Genomic DNA, 20058 nt, shown 5'->3' with positions numbered 1-20058 from the left:
CTTTTTAGAATGTCACATTTACACCAATAGTAAACTTACGCAAAGTAGGATAACTACCATAAGAAGTCATTGGGTCTATAAAATTATCAGGATAAGGATTATAGAAACTAAATAAATTCTGCCCCGTCACATTGAAACGACAACTTTCAATACCTATTAATCTTGTAAACTTAGATGGTATACTATATGCAAGTGTCAAACGATTCATACTAACACGAGTTCCACTCACTCTCCAATATGTAGAATTCACACTATTAACACTACCCCATCTTAAGTTTGGATATTTTGCATTGCGATTAGCTTTTACAACCACATTCCCTGACGCATCAACTACATCATTATAAACGAACATATTATCTGTGTTCCAGAAAGATGGCATATTGGTATATTCCAAATCTGTATAAGAACTCGATCCAGAGCCGACCATATTGCCGATCTTAAGTGCTGATGTTGGAATAAAACTATATCCTCCCCAACTTGCGCTTATCTGTGCAGATAAAGAAATTCCTTTCCATTCCGCACTCAAATTGGTAGTGAAACCATAAGGGTTATTTCGGTTTGATAAACGAACTTGATCATTTTCATAACTTACAACTCCATCTGGTCCGGCATAGGTTCCATCAGTCTGTTCTGCACCACGAATATCTTTATAGATCAACATACCAGGCTTTACATTATCTTTGGTCATACCCATATATGATGTAATATTATATTTAGCAAAATATTCATCAATATCTTGATAACTGCGAAACATGCCAAGACACTGCATTCCCCATGTTCCCATATCCGTACGACTTCCCTCATGAATCTTCATATAACGTTGATTGGTTTCCCAGTCCATCATAAGCACTTTATTATCCGTATACCCTGTATTAACAGACACCTTATATTTAAAATCTTTCCCTATTCTATCTCTCCAAGTCACAGACAATTCCATACCATATGTATTTAACTCTCCGTAATTAAAATTCGCTGACTGTGTTCCTACCGTACCTGGAATAGAAGCAGAATATGGAAGTAACATTTCTCGATTCCACTCATAATAACCATCAATATTGAATGACAAACGATTATTCAAGACGTTGAAGTCCAAACCAAAATTTGCCTTATATGACTTATCCCAATGTGCATTACGGTTAACAGCAGAAATCTCCTTATTAATTGTTATATGATTACCAGCATTTGTTGATGTGTTGACACCAAATATAGGTCCTTTATCTTTATCAACTGCATAATTTTGCATCCATTGCCATGCTTTCGTATTATCTCGACCTGTCAAACCAAACGAAGCACGTACTTTCAAATAGTCGACCCACTTCACACTCTTCTTAAACCATTCCTCTTGTGATATTATCCAACCTGCAGAAACGGAAGGAAAAACACCCCAATAATTTTCAGGAGCAAACTTGGTTGATGCGTCTGAACGAAGCAAGAACTCTAACAAATACTTGTCAGCATATGCATAGTTCACACGACCAATATATGATAATGTTCCAGACTCCGCACGCTTGAATTCAGTAGTAGATGCACTATTATATTGAACAAGATTGGATTGTCCATTTGTAAATTCATAAGGATTAGTAACCTGTCCTACCAAATATTCACTTTCAGCCTCCGACTTTTCAATAGAGAATAAAGCACCTATATGATGATTACCAAAGTCACGGTTATAAGTTGCCGTAAAGTTCATCTGATAATTATCGGCACGACTCATCGTACGAGATAAATAGGGATCTCCACTGGCATTATTGATAGCAGAACCATTATTAGCAAGTAAGAAATTATTTTCTCCCAGTAACTCTTCATATAGAGATTCCTGTCCTTGAACAGGTGTATATAAATGATTTCCACTTCCTGCACGTTTGGACATATAATAAAGTTCATATGATGAACCATATTGATTATTTTTTGTTGAATTGATACTCTTTGAATAAGAGAATTTCAGTTTTAATCCTTTCAGCCATTTATTCCATCCAAAATCATATTCCAAACCGGCATTAATATTCATATTCGATGTTTCTGTCCTATTATAATCCCCTGCATTCTGAAGTAGAGAAAATGAATAATTCTGTGAAGAACTTATTTGCGAATTACTAATACCATAAGGCACAATTGGAATACCATTTACTTCTTCAGGAATATAATACGGACGAACTAATAAAAGATTATAGTCTTTCTCATCATTACTACCTCCTACCTTTACATTCGGTTTGTTTTTCTTTCCATAATCACCAGAAACCTGAAGACTTGCTTTTAACCATTTACTAATCTTCACATCAACACCAGCACGATAGTTCCAACGGTTATAATCCAAATTTCCTAGATTACCATCTTGATCAAAATAAGATATTCCCCCAAAATAATTAGCTCTTTCCGAACCACCGGTCATATTAATACTATGCTTTTGTGTCAATGCTGCTTTCCAATATTTATCCAACAGGTCGTAATTCAGCCCTCTCATTGCATTCAACTCATCTGCCTGAAATAAATCATTCTGCAAATTAATAGATACGTCAGTCGGATCAGCCGCACGCACGGCATTCCAAAGTTGACCATATTGATAAGCATTCAACATCTTAGCACGCGAAACTTCATCCACAACGCCAAAAGTTCCACTATATGAAATCTTAGGTGCACCTTGTTTACCCCTCTTTGTGGTTACCAATATAACACCATTAGCAGCACGGGCACCGTATACTGCAGCTGCAGCATCTTTCAAAACTGAAATACTCTCAATTACAGATGGGTCTAAATTATTAAATGCTGTTGCTCCCAAGTTTTCTGTCACATCACCAATCTTCACTTCTACCGGATAAATATACCCATCGATAACATATAATGGTTCTGAAGCTGTTCCACCAATATCTGATAAAACATCATTCTGACGAATGTTAATCCGTGCATTTTCACCAGGGCGTGCATCTCCACCACTAACACTTAGTCCATTTACCATACCACTCAATGTACTTGCCAAGTTACCAGAAGCAAGGTCCTGAATATCATCCATTGGCACAGTAGCAATGGCTCCTGTTAAATGCGCTTTTTTCTGTGTACCATAACCGACTACCACTACCTCATCCAACTGTTGAGTATCTTCTTTCAGTTCAATCTTAGTCTGCTTAAAATCTGATAATACCTGCGTTATATATCCTATATAAGATATTTCAACCTGTTTCCCTGATGGAACAACTACCATAAATTTACCATCCAAATCAGTTATTGTTCCAGTAGCTGTTCCTACCACTTTCACAGAAGCCCCAATGATAGGTTCTCCCGTCGTATCTACTACTACCCCCTTGAATGTCATGTTTTTCTGGGCCAAAGCAGGTAAAGCTATCACAAAAACCAGAAATATGCCAAGACACAATTTGATTATGTTATTATGTTTCATTATTATAGCATTATAATTTATACTTTATATTTATTTATACCAACGAGGATCACCACTTTTATTTTTTACAGCTTCTGCACCCTTAGGCTCAAAATTAACACCACCGTTAATTTGTGATAAGTCCAATTCCTGTAAGAAAGGACCTACGAACTCTGGGTCTTCAAGTGTAGCAAACGGATTTCCATTATCATCTTTTCGTCCTCCTGTATCATTACCGTTAGGAGTTCCACCATCAACTCCCCAAATAGTATTACCAACAGTTGATTTCTTATTATTACTTTGAAGATATTGATATAAACGATATACATCATAGAATATATTATATTCAACCTTCTGGGTTATTGAAGTCTTATCATTAGGTATATTATTACCAAAATCTTTATTTGAAAATGTTTTGCAAAATGTATTATTAATAATAATATGAGTTGAAGTATTATCGCTCTTTCCAAAATATTTCCAAGGTTGTGAGTTGTTTTGATAACGAATAAAATAAGCTGAACTATTTTTTACTAAATTATAGAATGTACAGTTCTTTATTGTCATATCTTTAATTGTACCTGTAGCACCATATAAATTAATAACCCCATTAGAACCAGAATTATTCATTTGTACGATACAATCCGTTATACGGAAATCACGTAAAGTCCATGGTTTCTTATTGCCATAAAGCAAGCTATTTTGTAGGTTTTTGATATTACATTCTTGAATAATTACAGGTTTATTGATGATATAACCATCTTGATTAGCTTCATCCTTATCATAACCTAAGCTCTTTATTGAGATCGTTTCACTTGGTTCCCCACTAAGAGTCAAAAAACCAGCTCCAGTCATTTCCGAGCAATCAAAATTGATAAATTTAATTTTCAATCCAGCTTGCGTTACCAATCCTCCATTAGCACCAATTTTTACTATTGGTCGATTCTCTTTATCAGTACTACGAAGCGTTATCACATTCAATCTAAAATCAACTACACCATTCAGGACATAAGCTTTACCAGCTTCTAAAGCAAAAGCTTGCTCTTTATCACTATCTTTCAATTGATTATTAATATACTCTGCTATATCTTCCCCTACAGGAATTGTTGTAGCAGGTACCAATGCTACATATTTAAAATCAGTGCTCTCTTGCGCTTCCTTATTATTCAGTTTTTCATTTCCAAGAGTCTTAATCTTTATTTTATAGGTGGCATCTTCCGTTTTCGTAAAAACGACAGACGAACCATCTACAATACTATCCTGCATCACAACTATAGGATTTTCTGCAGTTACTGTAGGATCTGCCGGATCTTCTATAAGAGATACATTAAGCAAATATCCTCCTGCTCCCATAACTACTGGCCATGTTATCTTTACACTTTCCGAGCCATCAGAGTTTGTCAAAGTTGAAAAGCTATTATCGTCGAGAATGGGCGATTCTAACTGTGTATTTGTCACACCTCCAGAAAAGGTTTCATTATCGTTAAAACCTTTAGCACAAGAAACAAATAAAAGAATTGCTGATAAGCCCCATAACTTCCCGGCAATCTTCATTTTAATCTTCATCTTACTCTTCATAGATTAAATTTTAATTTAAACAAAAATAATATATTATATCTTCAAAATCCAAAAGTTCTTTTTAAGGAAAGACGTACAATCAAAAAATATGTAATCACTTAAAAGGATAAAAAATAGATTTTGCGCTTTTTTCTCTCTCCTTGTAATATTAACTATATCATAATCATCCTCCTATCTTTACTGAAACACTTCTTTCAAATACTTAATATTCGTGCCATAATTCTTCTTCACGTTTCGTACATCATCCTTATCACGTGAACGTTCTACTACTAGCCATCCACTCCATCCCATCTTGTCCAAAGTCTTTTTCACCTTATTCATGTCCAATCGTTCATTAAAAGGTAGAGTCACTCCATCTGTATCCGTACAGTGAATCTGGCAAATATTCTTTTTCCCCAGAATCTTCAATTCCTTACATAAATCCCTTCCATTCTCCAATGCATTTTGAAATTTAAAATAGATCTTGATTCCCGGAGAATTAATTTCTTTCAGCAGTTTCACATCTCCTTTAGCATCCAGTTGAGTTTCAATGCCGATAACTACTCCTTCAGAAGCAGCCATATCTCCCATCTCCTTCAAACGTTTTATAACTTCAGTTCGAAGTGCCGGATTCTTTTCCCATCCAGTTTCGATTCCCCCCAAAGGAAGAAAAGCTACTTTAGTATTCATTACTTTCATTGCATGAAAGCAGTCTTGAACCAACTCTTTATAATTAGCACGTTCCAGAAAAGACTGCCCGTAGAAACCGGACATAGCAATGGAAGAAACCTCTAATTGATATTTTTGAGCAGTTTCACGAAACAGTTGCTGAAAATGAGGTTCCCGCAATTTGTTATCAAACATTTCTCTCTTGCCAAGGCCACCCATATCCAACTCAACGCCGTCACCATTCAATTCGTGTACCAATTGAAATGAACCGATTTTCTGACGCTTCAAAATCATCCAGTCACATACAGCTATTTTATAACGTTGTTCCTTTTGCTGCGATCCGGCAATCGCTAATAGAGGGAAACACTCTGCAAGTATTAATATCCAAAGGATATGTTTGAATAAATTTCTTCTTATTTTCATCTTATTGCCTACAATTTACATAGTAGACGTATGAAAGAGATTTTTGTAATCACCTATAAAACAGAGAATAACTATAAATGTGGCAGAATGTGGCCTAATGAAAATAAGATAATGACGGTATCCGGAAGAAATAGTGACGCTATCATAGCCGGATACCGTCACTATCCCGAGCATATGGCGTCGCTATTTTCCGAGAAGTAATAATAAAAGTAAATGTAAAAAAAATAGGCTGCCGGACCATAAAAGTCCGACAGCCCTGTCAACCCAAAAACGATACCTATGAAACACTGTGTGTTATTTCAATTCAAATTTTAAATATTTGCCGTGAACAAGTTCATCATGTGTGATATGATATTTATTGAACTTTTTGCCATTCAGCAGTACCTTATCAATATATAAAGTTCCTGGTTGAGTGCGATTAGCTTCAATAATTAACTCTTTCTCTTTATACCATTTCGGATCTAACCGAATCGTTACCTTATTAAAAACCGGAGTCGTCAATGTGTATTCAGGCAGTCCGGGACAATCAGGATAAAAACCAATCATATTGAAAATAGCCCAAGAAGACATCGTTCCCGTATCATCGTTTCCCGGGATACCATCAGGTTTGGTAGTAAAGTACTTGTCTATTAAACGTTGCGTCTCTTTCTGTGTGCGCCATTCTTCACCTTTAAAGTATGAGAATAAATGGGCATAAGCAATATCCGGTTCATTTGCCGGGTCATAAAGCCCTTCGTCAAAAACCATTTGTAGCTTATCAATAAAAGGTTTCTTCCCACCCATTAGTTTTGCCAGACCATACACATCATGTGGCACATAGAATGTATAATTCCAGGAATTACCTTCATGGAAACCGGGATTCGGTTCAAAGTTCTCTCCTTGTCTCGGATTGAACGGACTGTAAAATGTTCCATCAGGAAGAATCGGACGGAAAGTACCAAATTCTTTGCTATAATAATGTTTATATCCTAAAGAACGCTTGTAGAACATCTCTGCATCTTTCTTTTTGCCTAAAGCCTCTGCAAAACGGGATAGTGCAAAATCGGCAATATAATATTCCAATGCATGAGATACAGAATTGTCATACTGTTCGCGAAGGGGCACATATCCCTTGGACATATAATCATCATTATCGGGACGCATCAAGTTTTCCGCTCCCGGTAACGTAGCAGACTTGTACATTGCTTCATAAGCCAGATCAACATCAAAATCACGCAAACCTTTCATCCAGGTATCTACAATCACCGGAATACTCGGGTCACCTTCCATTGTCAATGTTTCCCTGCCATATAACTCCCACTTAGGCAACCATCCATGTTCACGATACATATCAAGCATTGTACGTACCATTTCCATCTGACGTTCCGGATAAACCAAAGTCAACAATTGATGAACATTGCGGTAAGTATCCCAAAGAGAAAAGACAGTATAGCGATCTCCTTTTGTTGTCAGAATCTTATCACTTTCCATTGCCGGATATTCTCCGTTTACATCCTGCAAAATATTAGGATGAATCAGCAAATGGTAAAGTGCTGTATAAAATACAGTCTTTTGAGCATCCGTACCACCTTCTACAGTTATACGTGATAAGTCATCATTCCATTTGGAGCGTGCTTCAGCATGAATCTGCTCGAAATTCTTTCCAGCCTGTTCACGATTCAGATTCAACCGGGCATTTTCTATACTTACAAAAGAAACTCCCATTTGTACTTCTACCTGTTCACCTTCTTCTGTGTCGAAGGAGAAATAAGTACCGATGTCATCTCCTGCTATTTCTTTTCCGTAGCGAGTATAAAGTTTATATTTTCCCTGATCCGGATCCCATTCAGCCTCAACACCCGTCATCGCACGTTGTTTCTTCCAATACCCTGTTGCAGAAGGGCTCTTTTTAACTCGTAATACAAAGTAAATAGGAAATACAGCTTGAGGGTTATAACAGAATGTACCAAGCAATTTGACTCCTTCCACCTCACAATCGCTTACACGACGAAGCATGGCACCACTCTCATTCGTTAATCCTTCACCTAAATTCAACAATATATGACTTTTTCCTTTTGGAAAAGTAAAACGGGCAATGCCGGTACGTGGAGTAGCCGAGACTTCCGTTTTTACATTATATTTAGTCAGATAATTAGAATAATAACCCGGTGAAGCCTGTTCATCCTTATACTTACTACCATATTCTTTATAATCCACATTCAATTCTCCGGTAGTAGGCATCAGCAATAAAGAACCTAATTCCGGACAACCGACTCCACTCAAATTCACATGAGCATATCCGGTAAAGAAACAGTTTGTATATTCATAAGGCGTAGACCACCACCGGGCGTCTTTATCATAGGTATTTTCAGAAGATCCCATCACATTGAAAGGAACCACAGACATCATACCATTCGGACAAATCGCTCCGGGATTGGTAGTCCCGAAATTAGTAGTTCCGATAAAAGGATCTACATAATCTATCAAAAGACTTTTATCCGTATTTTTTAGGGGAGGGCTTCCCCCTTCCCCCGCATAAGCGGAAAGAAGGGAAAAAGCAAGTGTGTAAGTTAATATAATACGTTTCATATCTTAATTAAATGATACTCGTTCGTTTAGTAAAATCGATAATCTCTTTTATATATCCGAAAGCCATACCTACCACCGTATCTGCTGCACCATAATAAACAGCCACACGTTCACCATCCTGCAAAGCAGCACAAGGGAATACCACATTGGGAACATCACCTTGAAGTTCATAAGGAGCAGCCGGACCAATCAGGTATTCACGTGTACGGTAAAGGACTTTTTCCGGATGATCTTTATCTAGTATAGCAGCTCCCATAGCATAACGGAAACCGTTGCAGGTAGTAATAACGCCATGATAAAACAGCAACCAGCCTTCGTCAGTGAGGAAAGGCACTGATCCTGCACCAATCTTCGTACACTGCCAAGCACTTTCCGGGAAAGGAGTCACTTTCATTACACAGCGATGTTCACCCCAATATTTCATATCCGGGCTATAACTGATATATATATCACCGAACGGAGTATGTCCATTGTCACTCGGGCGACTTAACATCGCATACTTGCCATCAATTTTCTGTGGGAAAAGTACGCCATTACGGTTGAAGGGCAGGAATGCATTCTCACATTGGAAAAATTCCTTAAAGTCAAAAGTGTATGCAATACCAATTGTAGGACCATGATAACCATTGCACCAAGTCACCCAATAGCGATCTTCAATCCATGTAACACGGGGATCATATTTATATTCCGACTCAATCATTTCTGTATTACCAGCCTTAAACTGGATAGGTTCATGATTGATATCCCAATGAATACCATCCTTACTGAAACCTGTGAAGATATTCATTTGCACCGCTTTGTTATCACAACGGAATACGCCGGCAAAACCATCCTCAAAAGGAACAACAGCACTATTGAATATACTATTAGATGAAGGAATATGATAACGTCCGATAACCGGATTTTGTGAGTAACGCCACATAACGTCCGTACATCCGACAGGACGATCTTCCCAAGGAATTTGAATTTTATTCATAATCGTTATTTTTTATATTATTATTTTTTTGAATCATCATACGTGAAAGGGATGAAATAAGTAATCAGGAAAGCTGGAATAGTTGCAATTAATACATAAATAAAGAAATTTCGATACCCAAGCAAGTCGCTAAGATAACCGCTCACCATTCCCGGAAGCATCACTCCCAGGTTCATGATCCCTGAAGCAAATGCATAATGCGACATTTGATGTTTTCCTGGAGCAATCTGTTGCATCATAAACAACGTCAGTCCGACAAAGCCAAAACCATAACCAAAATATTCCATTGTTATACAAGTTCCGATTAGATATACATTAGTAGGCTGTGCAACTGCCAAAAAAGTATAGGCTACGAACGGAAGATTAAAAATACAACAGAGAGTGAATAGTGTCTTTTTCAGTCCGAACTTAGAGACATAAATTCCTGCCAACAATGAACCTAGAACGAAAGCTGCAGAACCAAAGATACCATTCAGCGTACCGATCTCGGTTAATGACAATCCTAAACCACCTACATCTCTTGAAGCACGCAAAAACAGCGGAGCTATTTTCATGATAAATCCTTCTGCCAGTCGATACAAGATAATAAAAGCGATGTAATAGAAAATATGTTTCTTAGTAAAGAAATTCCCTATTACTGCTATCAATTCTTTTTTTATTTCCGAAGTCGTCTTTTTAGTTGTTACGGGCACTTGTGTAGAAGGCAAGATTCTGATATGATAAATACCGATCAGTACCATTATTGCAGCAATCACGCCGAAAATAATCATCCATGCAGATGAATATGCCCCTTTATTAGCATCTATTGAAGCACCTTCTATCGCTCCAAAATGTTCTGCCAATGCTCCTGCCATAGCAACCAATCCTCCATTAGCGACCAATTTGGCTACATTATAAAAAGCACCTTGCACTCCGATATATTTTGCCTGATCTTCTTTGTTCAATTCAGCCATATATACACCATCACAAGCAATATCGTGTGTGGCTCCACTAAAAGCTATCACTGCCATCGTAGAGATACTTATAGCGAAAAAATAATCGAAGAACAAAGAAAAGGCTACTACTCCAAACAGTACACCGCTCAACAATTCTGTAATTAATACGAAGAATTTTTTCGTTTTATACATTTCAAGAAAAGGGCTCCACAAGAACTTCAATGTCCAAGGCATCATAATTAGAGAAGTCCAGAATGCAATTTGCGTATCCGAAATTCCCAGATCCTTAAACATGAAAACGGAAACCAAATTAATAGCAATAAAGGGAAGTCCCATTGCAAAATAAGCGGTAGGCACCCAGCAAGCCGGGCTAATAGTGTTTCGTTGAGAAGCAGTTTTATTCTGTTGCATAAATCATAGTATATAGATGAAAAAATCCATTTTTCTAACCCATCTATATATAATACAACTAAAAGGGGGAAACTACTAACGTCTCCCCCCTACTTTTTTTATTTTATTATCACTTCGTCTATAAAGAACCACGAAGGATGTCCTACACCGTAATGCCAAGTCGGGCATTCTTTCGTCCCGGTAACTTCTACTTTTACATAACGAGCTTTTACCGGTTCAACTGACTCTGCCTTGACTCCACGGAATTTCACCTCCCCCGTACGCTCTTCCGGCAAATCAATCGTTTTCCAATGTGTATAATGCTCACCGTCATCAGTATACGAATAAACCACCTTTAAAGGGAAAAGAATCCATGCCCCTATTTGATGAAGAAAATCCGTTTCCACACTATGTATTTCTTTCGTTTCACCTAAATCTATAACAAATGCACCATCCGTTCCTTCCCAACCAATCCAACTATCAACAAAGGTTGCTCCACCAAACAAACCGTCAACCAATGCAGTCTTTCCTAACGCTGCATATTTTCCGGTAGGGGGAGTTATATAAGTAACCTTTGCTCCCAAAGCCAGACTATTCTCCTTTTGTGGCATGTAACGTTCCCGATACAATTTACAGTAGTCTATCGGTGAATTGGAACGCTCATTCAAGGTCGGGACTTGAAACTCTTTCACACGTTCCTCAAAAAGATCCAACTTCTTATTTATATCTGCCAAGTCTTTTTCAGTCTCTGTCCGTGCGATCTCCAGTTCTGAATACTGAATTGGCAGACGTGCCCGTTGAACTCGCTTCAAGAAATCCGGATCTGTTGCGACAGCCTTTTCGGCCAAATCAAATAAATGATTATAACGACGCATCAAAGCAGGCTTCAACATGCCATATTTATGTGATACAGGAGAATCATAAATCCATAATCTCTGTCCGCTACCTATTAATGCACCTTCCATAACCTTTATGTATTGATAAAGATGTGGCGCAGCTTCACCATAATATCCATGTAGGAAATGTTGCATCAAAGAATCTACATTAGCTTCGGGATTCCACATTAACTTTGAAACTAAATAGGCACGAAGTTCGGCAAAATCTCCTCCCCTGCTCCCTGCAATTTGAGAGAAATGCATAGTGGCATGATTCTTCTTGAAAAGACGGATATTATCCTGTAAAATATGGAAGTTAGGAAAAGGGGCCAGATAATTATCAAAATTAATACCATAATCCCATACGAAAATATTATTGGTTATTTTAGACCATCCCTCCATGGCTTTCACAAATTCCTTTCCCGAAGCATTCTCTGTCAAGGTTACCTCACGATCGCAGTCAATATCACACAACATAATATTCACATTCGGCAAAGGCTTCACATGCTTCGGTGGATTCATCGTATACAGATAAGCCAATGTAGAAAACTCCTTATCCGGAAAACGAGCTGCCAACTTATTCAGAAAAGTAATCACACTTCCCGATAGTGCCCCTTCATAATCATCAATTGCCTTACAATCATCACAGGTGCAATTCGTATAATTACCATCATTCTGACTAACGGACATGATATGTTTATCGGGATTAGCTTTGAAAATAGAGTCAACACGTTGAGCTACAATCTCAAAAACTTCCGGATTACTCAAACACCACTGACTGGCTTTTCCCGGATGACGTTTTCCTTTAAAATAAGAATAATACTCCGGATGTTCTTTCCCATAAACAGATGAAGGCAGAAGCTTGTCAAAGGTATGTACCCAATAACCGGCAGCAAATACTTCATTTGGTTCCTCTAAACGATTCCACCACTTATAAATAGAATCTGTACGGATAGCATAACATTGTGTCTGACGATAACGAAAGGCTGGATTTTCGACTTTATTAATCAAGGGCAAGGTCACCGTCTTTTGAGGAGTAAAAGAATATTCATTCTCTCCCCAATAATCGACTCCCAGATATTGTTCCAACAAAGTGACAACTCCATATACAACTCCTTTTTCTTTTCCTGATATCCCTAAAATACCATTTTGAGTAGAAATAGAGAAACCATCTTCCGTCACTGTTTGAGGAGTTTGACCGCCAATCAGTATATCTCCTTTTCGAGGCGTTTTATCATATTCAATAGGAAGCCTGCTTTTCGAAATATGATAGAGAAAATGTTGTAAGAGCTCCGCTGATGTCTTACTATTTGGCATTTTGTCCTGCACAATGATACGAGCATTACTCTTGCCATCTTTTACTAGTGTTATTTGTGCTGAAACAGTACTACATACCATCAGCAAAACAGATAATAACCAATGTTTCATGTTTGTTAGAAATTAAGTTTATACGAGTATTTATTATAAATACAGTTCAGAAGAATAAAGTTCTAATAATTTATGAATACTTTAACATATAAAAAAAGGATATGCCCTAAACTGGACACATCCTTCTCTTTTATATAAATTATTTACCTAGTACATTCTATTTATCAAATCTGATATTATGTTCCCACTTTTGAAGAGCACCATTAGAAGTTGCATCATGTCCGTTGCCTGTTGCATCTCTAAAGGAAGTGCCATCTCCTTCATCCATTGGCCAAAGAGCTATCAAATTCGGATTCTTAGGATTTACCTCAAAATACATATTGTTCACGATCTCCGATTCTGTACGCGCTACTTTCCACAGACGAACCTGGCTCATAGCACAATTATTACGGAAATAGCTACCACTATCAACTATTTTCATAAAATCAAAACGAACGTTTCCACCTTTTGGTGCAGGAGGGTCAAAGAATGTATCTTGTTTTCCATTTCTATAAATAGTAAGTGTTGTTCCATTATAAACGAAAGCCCAATGATACCAAGTATTTGCCTCCAAATCACTAGCTGTTTGTTTCTGTCCTCCCAAGGACTTTATCTGTAGATAATTGTATGGTCTATTAGCATCCCCAAAACGGATATAAATTTCATGATCATTACTGCCGGATGTGAAAATAGCTTGGTTATTTATACTATAACCATCCATACGTACCCAAGCTTCCAATGTCCATGCATCCACCGTAATACCCCAATCTGTTTCAGGCAATGTTGTTACATTTCCGGCATTACCACGTAATACTGGAACAGAAACATTCAAAGGTTTTGCCAATACATAAATGAATCTACTCTGAACTTTTGATTTTGGAATATCACCTTTTAGAACATTTCCTAATGTGAGAGGAATGGCATAAGTGATACCATTAGTCACAAAATCATCTACATGAAGTCGATAACTGGCACTAATTTCACCTGCCGGAATCGTCACTGTAGCATTCTTCGGAAGCATATTTTCGGGCAACACTTCATATTCTGTACCGCTGGTTTCATTGTACTCGGCCAATAATTCAGGAGAGAACTGAATTTCCACTTCTACGTCTTCCTCAACTTTTTGGGCCAAACGCACGACAACGTTAATGTCTGCACCGTCATCCATAGTAACAGTAGTGGCAATGTCTGTACCAGCTGCATCTGTTATGTAAAGACTATTTGCCTGTACCTTGTATTCTGCATTCTCACATCCTGTAAGAAAGAATGCTGACAATACAATCATAAGACTTGATAAATAGATATATTTCATAATTTTCATTCTTATAAAATTCATTTAATCATTATTCCTCACTAACCGCATTCATGCGATCATAGAAATTTCTGTATATATTCGTAATTCCCTGGCGTAAGAAGTAATATTCCGGTGAGCCATCATAATCACCCTTACCCTGTGCATAGTCAAATCCTACCCTATAAAGACCACATCCGCCAATCAATTGATCTATCTCATAAGGTTTTCCATTAACGGTATAAGTACTTTTATATACGTAATTTGACATACCGAGGAATCCTCCTCCAGAATTGGCATAGGATTCAAAATTTTCGGTTGCTATGGTTCTGCGGACAATTTCATCCGGAGTGATAATCCCTTGCTGTATCCAATCATCCATATCACGTAACACTCCCGTCATTCTGTAATCTGCCATTCCACCATAAGCCTGCAATACAAAATAGTCTACATAATATGAAAGCCATTCTTTATCCATACCGGTTCGGATTCCGACCTCACCGTCAATTAAGAAAAGGAGACGTTTCTCTGGCATAGGACGGTCTCCACGATCGCGATTAGGATCCATAGCACCATGTCCAAACCAATAAGAGAGTTCCTCTACAAAGATGGTTCTCTGTACTTTATTTGACCAAAGCGGACCTACTCCCATTCCACCACCCGGTTCATAGTCCCAATCATAGCCATCATAGCCACATTCGAGACAAGCTCTGTAAAGATCTTCGGCATAGGCTTTAATTGCAGGTCTTACTTTTTCCGGATCACTGCTAGTTCCGGCTTCGTGATAAATTTCTTTATCCGGAAGGTCATCGCCAATGTTTTGAGAAAATAAAGTAACGACCACCTTTGTACCTTTCACTTTTTGCACATATTCCATATCAGCCTTTCGTTCCGGAGTCAATTCAAATTTCGGATGTCCCCCCCAGTTGGAAGCAATGGTGACGGAATCAGGCAAACCTCTCAAGCTATTTTCACCGGTAGGAGAAGTTCCCGTCCAATTGTCGAACCATACAAACACTTGTGGAAGGCCCGGTGTCTCTTTCCATTTACGCAAAGCAGCAAAATATTCATCAGTCTTGACGGTTTGATTCAAATCAACATCATTAATAGATTCCACATCCGTACATCCAACGAAGAATGTTGCGGCAAATGCAAATCCTAATGCATTCTTTATATGCTTTATATTCATATTCTATATTTTATCAGGTTAAAAATTAGTTCTTTTTTGCCCACCACAAATCCGTAGCTCCAGTGTCCGGACCACCTAACATCGTTGCAATAGCTGCCGATACATTAGCAGAATTACTGGATTTTTCTGTTGTAGGATATGGCAAACGGCGAACCATACGTTTACTATCAATGTCACCTATATAGCCAACAGAGCTTAGATTGTCACGTGCAGTGAACAGCTCAGGATAGCCGGTACGACGATAATCACACCAAGCTTCAATTCCCAATGGATAGTTGGCAATCCATTTTTGAGTAATAATCTTCTGGAGCTTATTACTTCCGTTTTCCCACGCAACAGTAGGTACATCAGTAAATGAAATATTGTTTTGAGAATTCCATCGATCTGTATACCCTTGAGGAACAACTGTGCTTGAAAGGTAATCACCAATCTCTACACCATGTTGATTCATTGAAACCTGAATGCCCTGTTCATAGTAACTCTTAGCCGCTGCTGCTCCACCTGCAATCCATCCCTGTAAAGCTGCTTCCGCTTTCAAGAAATATGTTTCTGCCGCATAGAAAACCGGCATAGGAGAAGCTTCTGTAACAGCTGGTTTGGAATACCTTGCGGCACTACCTTCAACACTTTTACTTGTATCTTTAATGCCCATACGTACACCACGATACTCTCTATATGAAGTCGAGGTATTCATATATTTGCTAATACGCGGATCATTATATCCATTCATGTATGCGGAAAGTGTCGCATTGATAGCTAAGTCACCCCAATCAGAAGCGATCCAGAACGGATTATATGGCATAGAGGGGAAAAAGGCATTATCCTCATTAGATTCTATTACTCCCCCGTTAATCGCTTCCGCCATCATTTGTTTAGCATATTCCGTATCTTCAGTATTAGAGGCAATACGCACAGCCATGCGAAGTTTCAAAGAATTAGCATATTTGATCCATTTGCTAAAATCACCATTATATATGATATCATATTCGGCAACAGGCACTTCTTTTCCTTCATTTTCTTGAACAAAAGCCGAAAGCACATTAATACTACGTGTCAAATCATCAAACATATTATGATAGAGTGTTTTCAAATCATCGTATGCCACCTGAAATTCTCCTTTTCCCATTTCAGAATAAGGAATAGGACCATAAATATCGGCAACACGAAGCATAACGCCTACCCGAAGAATAGATGCCCACGCATAAATATACCCGGTACCCCCGGTAGATTCTTTTATTGTCTGAAAATTTGGATAAAATTCCGTAAACATATCTTTGTAAGGAACATCTACCCAGTCGGCACTAGGATTGAATGTTCCGAAATTAGTGCCATTCCAAGGAGCAGTTGTCGCGAAATACCCGCCATACTGTCCCACCATTTGTTCGGTGTGCTGACTGTTATTTTCCTGGCAGGCATTCAATAAACGAGTCATAGACACAAACAACGTACCTACCCGCTCTGTCGGAGTCATATCCTCTGGATACACGTCCGTTGGATGTGTATTTAATTCATCAAAGTTTCCCGTACACGAAGCGAATAGCAGAGTAGTAGTAAAAGCTGCCACGCTTACAGTCTTGATTATCTTGATTTTTTTCATTATTCGTTGCTTTATTAGAATTGTACTTTTATACTAAATCCCATGTTTCTCAAGCTAGGCTGCATGAAATAATCCACACCAGTATAGAAAGTGCTGGTAGATGACGCAACCAATTCAGGATCGAACGGTGCCTTGCAATATATCATAGCGAGGTTGTTTCCAATTAAACCTAATGTCACATCAGCAATGTTATATAACCATTTTTTAGGAAGTGTATATTCAAGACTAACCTCCTGCAAACGGATATTGGTTGCTTCGTACACATAATGGTCACCTTCACCAGTACCAGCCGCTACTATACCCAAATAATCTTTAGCAGACACATTTCTGTTGTTGATCATTACACCTCCAGCCTGACGAAGTTGCGCGCTATATTCGGAAACGCCACAACGGTCAAGAAACGCTTGTGTATTAGACACAACCAAACCACCAAAACGTCCACTTAACAATACATTCAGACGTATACCTTTATAAGTAAATGAATTTCTCCATCCTAAATTAACTTTTGGAAGCAATGAACCAATTTTCCGATATTCAGTCTCCACCATACTCGGCAAACCAGTCTTGGCATCCAAATAAATATAACCATTATTATCGCGTTTGAAGTCACGGTTGATATACAAGTCTCCCATAGAACCACCCTCTGTCAGACGTACTACCGGTGAAGTTGATCCTCCTAATCTAGCTTTGTCTACATAAGGCATTTCAATCGGTTCACCTGTTATTCTATTAGTTACACCATCTGCCAGCCTTTTGATTTTATTTTTATTATAAGTAAAAGTAAAATTACTGGACCAACCAAAATCACGCCATTCATTTTTGTATCCCAAAGCCATCTCTATACCCTGATTCTGTACACTACCTGCCTGGATGTTGACAGCTGTATAACCAGAACTTGCCGGAAGAGGTGCAGCAAACGTTTGGTTACGCGTATCAGAGTTGTAATAGGTAATATCAAAATTCAATGTATTTTTGAAGAAACGCATATTCAATCCCGCCTCATAAGATTTGGTAATTTCAGGTTTCAAATCAGAGTTCGGATACAGGGATTCTGCTTTGTATTGATCTAGTTGGTCGTCATACGTATAACGCACCTTTGTTAAATATGGATCATAGGCATTACCCACAGAAGTGAAAGAGAAACGCGCTTTCAAGAATGAAAACCATTCGGGCAAATCAATAACTTCACTCAAAATACTTGAAATACCAATAGAAGGATAGAAGAATGGTTTATTTCCTCTTTCTGAAAGAGCTAGAGAAGAATCCCAGTCAGCACGTCCGGTAAGACTTAAGTAGAGAAAACTTCTCCATCCAATTTCCGCATTGGCAAAAACTGATTGAGTCTGACGCTTTAAACCATCAGCATTTACTTTATAATAACCGCTGCGTGTCAGATTTTCGATAGTAAAATGGTTAGTCACATTATTCAAGTCTCCATGTAAAGAAGTCAATTCCATACGGAGATCTTTAATAGAAGCACCCAAATTGGCTGTTACATTAAACTCATTGAATGTTTTGTTGAAGTTCGCCAATACATCCGCATAAACTTGTCTGTCCAGACGGTTTTCTTCTTTATATCGCCCTTTCGAACCAGCAAAGTTACCAACTGTACCAGCGTGGAATTTTTCTGTATATTTACTTTCGGTATTATCAATGCTCACACGTCCTTGCACATTTAACCCATCAATGATGTTATATTGTAGGCTGGCAGCCAACTTATAACGTCTTCTATCATTCTCACGGTTCATGCGATTCATAATCCAATAAGGATTCTGAGATGAAACACCTCCTAAATCACCATATGGCCAATACTGTGTATTTACCCCCGATAAATCATCATAACGTTCATATACAGTTACATCAGAAAAGTCTTCACCACGTGGAAACAAATACAAAGAAGTAAGCGGGTTGAAATACTGTCCTTGAGATACCATATTCTTATCGTTTTGAATAATATAGTTGGCACTTGTATCCAAAATAAACTTATTATTCAGAAAATTGGTAGTATTACGAAATGAGAAATTATATCTATCGTAGTCATTATTAGGCATAATGCCTGCTGCATTAGTTGTAGCTACAGAGATATAACTTTGACTCTTATCATTGCCAGTGGAAAGAGAAAGTGTATTAGATACATTACTTCCTGTGTTAAAGAACTTTGCAGGATCGTATCTCTTATCCGTTTCCAATCCCCAGCTCATCACTTCCCCCGTCATATTACCATAAGTATTCTGAAACTTTGGCATCATCATAGGATCGCTGAATGTAGTATTATTACTATAAGTCACAGTTGTCTTGTCAGCACGCCCTTTCTTAGTAGTAATTAAAACAACTCCATTAGCCCCTTCATATCCATATAACGCAGCTGCAGAAGGTCCTGTCAGCAATGACATACTTTCAATATCATCCGGATTAATGTCAGCAATTGATTCACTGCCCGGTTGCGTTGCCATCGCTCCATCACCACCAGAAGAAGCGCGATTGTACATTGGAATACCATCAATCACATAGAGTGCATTATTGTTTTGCGTGATAGATTTAGCGCCTCGCATTACCACCTTTACACCACCACCAGGACCTGAAGCACTAGAATTAATCTGCACTCCCGCTGCCTTACCAGCCAGTGCTCCCATAAAGTTTGTACTTTTTACAGTTGTAAGTTCATCCCCTTTCACCTGTTGTACATTATACGTCAAAGCTTTCTCCGAGCGCTTGATACCCAATGCAGTAACAACAACTTCATCCAATACTTGCGTATCTTCTCCTAAAGTTACTTTCAGAGGTTGAGCATTGGCAAGCGTGATTGCTTGGGAG

General features: G+C 38.2%; 12 protein-coding genes. 1 reads left to right on the top strand and 11 read right to left on the bottom strand.

The genetic code is table 11. The features are described 5' to 3' along the window. Positions 1-4 precede the first annotated feature (4 nt). From AB3G73_RS03920 to AB3G73_RS03910, 3 genes are all read right to left on the bottom strand, one after another. Positions 5-3391 (bottom strand): TonB-dependent receptor, encoded by a 3387-nt coding sequence (locus AB3G73_RS03920; RefSeq protein WP_195650373.1) that lies wholly within the window; start codon positions 3389-3391, stop codon positions 5-7. A gap of 30 nt (positions 3392-3421) precedes the next feature. Further along, positions 3422-4945 (bottom strand): DUF4992 family lipoprotein, encoded by a 1524-nt coding sequence (locus tag AB3G73_RS03915; protein WP_195650372.1) that lies wholly within the window; start codon positions 4943-4945, stop codon positions 3422-3424. Between the two features lie 177 nt (positions 4946-5122). Then, on the bottom strand, positions 5123-6010 hold the full coding sequence (locus tag AB3G73_RS03910; protein ID WP_167511867.1) for a sugar phosphate isomerase/epimerase family protein: 888 nt from the start codon (positions 6008-6010) through the stop codon (positions 5123-5125). 36 nt (positions 6011-6046) lie between these two features. On the opposite strand from AB3G73_RS03910, the gene AB3G73_RS03905 reads away from it, so the two are divergent. Beyond that, positions 6047-6217, top strand: a complete 171-nt coding sequence (locus AB3G73_RS03905) for a hypothetical protein (RefSeq protein ID WP_165860938.1) — start codon at positions 6047-6049, stop codon at positions 6215-6217. 93 nt (positions 6218-6310) lie between these two features. Here the strand turns inward: AB3G73_RS03905 and AB3G73_RS03900 are convergent, their stop codons facing one another. The 8 genes from AB3G73_RS03900 to AB3G73_RS03865 all read right to left on the bottom strand — a co-directional run bounded on the left by AB3G73_RS03900 (position 6311) and on the right by AB3G73_RS03865 (position 20024). Next, a complete protein-coding gene (locus AB3G73_RS03900) occupies positions 6311-8584 on the bottom strand; it encodes a GH92 family glycosyl hydrolase (protein ID WP_148366784.1) in 2274 nt (757 codons plus the stop codon). A gap of 7 nt (positions 8585-8591) precedes the next feature. Then, positions 8592-9560, bottom strand: coding sequence for a 1,4-beta-mannosyl-N-acetylglucosamine phosphorylase (locus AB3G73_RS03895; RefSeq protein ID WP_117933585.1), 969 nt, complete (start codon positions 9558-9560; stop codon positions 8592-8594). 20 nt (positions 9561-9580) lie between these two features. Next, positions 9581-10906, bottom strand: coding sequence for an MFS transporter (locus AB3G73_RS03890; protein ID WP_195650371.1), 1326 nt, complete (start codon positions 10904-10906; stop codon positions 9581-9583). A gap of 98 nt (positions 10907-11004) precedes the next feature. Further along, positions 11005-13188, bottom strand: coding sequence for a DUF4838 domain-containing protein (locus AB3G73_RS03885; RefSeq protein ID WP_321019727.1), 2184 nt, complete (start codon positions 13186-13188; stop codon positions 11005-11007). A 157-nt stretch (positions 13189-13345) separates the two neighbouring features. Continuing rightward, entirely contained in the window at positions 13346-14479 is a 1134-nt protein-coding gene (locus tag AB3G73_RS03880; protein ID WP_148366787.1) for a DUF1735 and LamG domain-containing protein, read from the bottom strand. A 31-nt stretch (positions 14480-14510) separates the two neighbouring features. After that, complete coding sequence (locus tag AB3G73_RS03875; protein WP_148366788.1) at positions 14511-15647, bottom strand: glycoside hydrolase family 18; 1137 nt, start codon at positions 15645-15647, stop codon at positions 14511-14513. 25 nt (positions 15648-15672) lie between these two features. After that, positions 15673-17244, bottom strand: coding sequence for a SusD/RagB family nutrient-binding outer membrane lipoprotein (locus AB3G73_RS03870; protein WP_148366789.1), 1572 nt, complete (start codon positions 17242-17244; stop codon positions 15673-15675). Positions 17245-17258: 14 nt separating this feature from the next. Further along, positions 17259-20024, bottom strand: a complete 2766-nt coding sequence (locus AB3G73_RS03865) for a SusC/RagA family TonB-linked outer membrane protein (protein ID WP_254883847.1) — start codon at positions 20022-20024, stop codon at positions 17259-17261. Between the last annotated feature and the right edge of the window lie 34 nt (positions 20025-20058).

The organism is Bacteroides sp. L008, assembly GCF_040812255.1.
In the GTDB taxonomy this organism is placed as follows: domain Bacteria; phylum Bacteroidota; class Bacteroidia; order Bacteroidales; family Bacteroidaceae; genus Bacteroides; species Bacteroides vicugnae.
Note: the sequence above shows the minus strand (reverse complement) of the source record. Positions and strands in the feature narration are given on the sequence as shown.

What these genes read in the sequence shown, in the direction of transcription:
- AB3G73_RS03920 (WP_195650373.1), bottom strand. Translation starts at nt 3,391, where the DNA reads ATGAAACATAATAACATAATCAAATTGTGTCTTGGCATATTTCTGGTT.
- AB3G73_RS03915 (WP_195650372.1), bottom strand. Translation starts at nt 4,945, where the DNA reads ATGAAGAGTAAGATGAAGATTAAAATGAAGATTGCCGGGAAGTTATGG.
- AB3G73_RS03905 (WP_165860938.1), top strand. Translation starts at nt 6,047, where the DNA reads ATGAAAGAGATTTTTGTAATCACCTATAAAACAGAGAATAACTATAAA.
- AB3G73_RS03900 (WP_148366784.1), bottom strand. Translation starts at nt 8,584, where the DNA reads ATGAAACGTATTATATTAACTTACACACTTGCTTTTTCCCTTCTTTCC.
- AB3G73_RS03895 (WP_117933585.1), bottom strand. Translation starts at nt 9,560, where the DNA reads ATGAATAAAATTCAAATTCCTTGGGAAGATCGTCCTGTCGGATGTACG.
- AB3G73_RS03890 (WP_195650371.1), bottom strand. Translation starts at nt 10,906, where the DNA reads ATGCAACAGAATAAAACTGCTTCTCAACGAAACACTATTAGCCCGGCT.
- AB3G73_RS03885 (WP_321019727.1), bottom strand. Translation starts at nt 13,188, where the DNA reads ATGAAACATTGGTTATTATCTGTTTTGCTGATGGTATGTAGTACTGTT.
- AB3G73_RS03880 (WP_148366787.1), bottom strand. Translation starts at nt 14,479, where the DNA reads ATGAAATATATCTATTTATCAAGTCTTATGATTGTATTGTCAGCATTC.
- AB3G73_RS03875 (WP_148366788.1), bottom strand. Translation starts at nt 15,647, where the DNA reads ATGAATATAAAGCATATAAAGAATGCATTAGGATTTGCATTTGCCGCA.
- AB3G73_RS03870 (WP_148366789.1), bottom strand. Translation starts at nt 17,244, where the DNA reads ATGAAAAAAATCAAGATAATCAAGACTGTAAGCGTGGCAGCTTTTACT.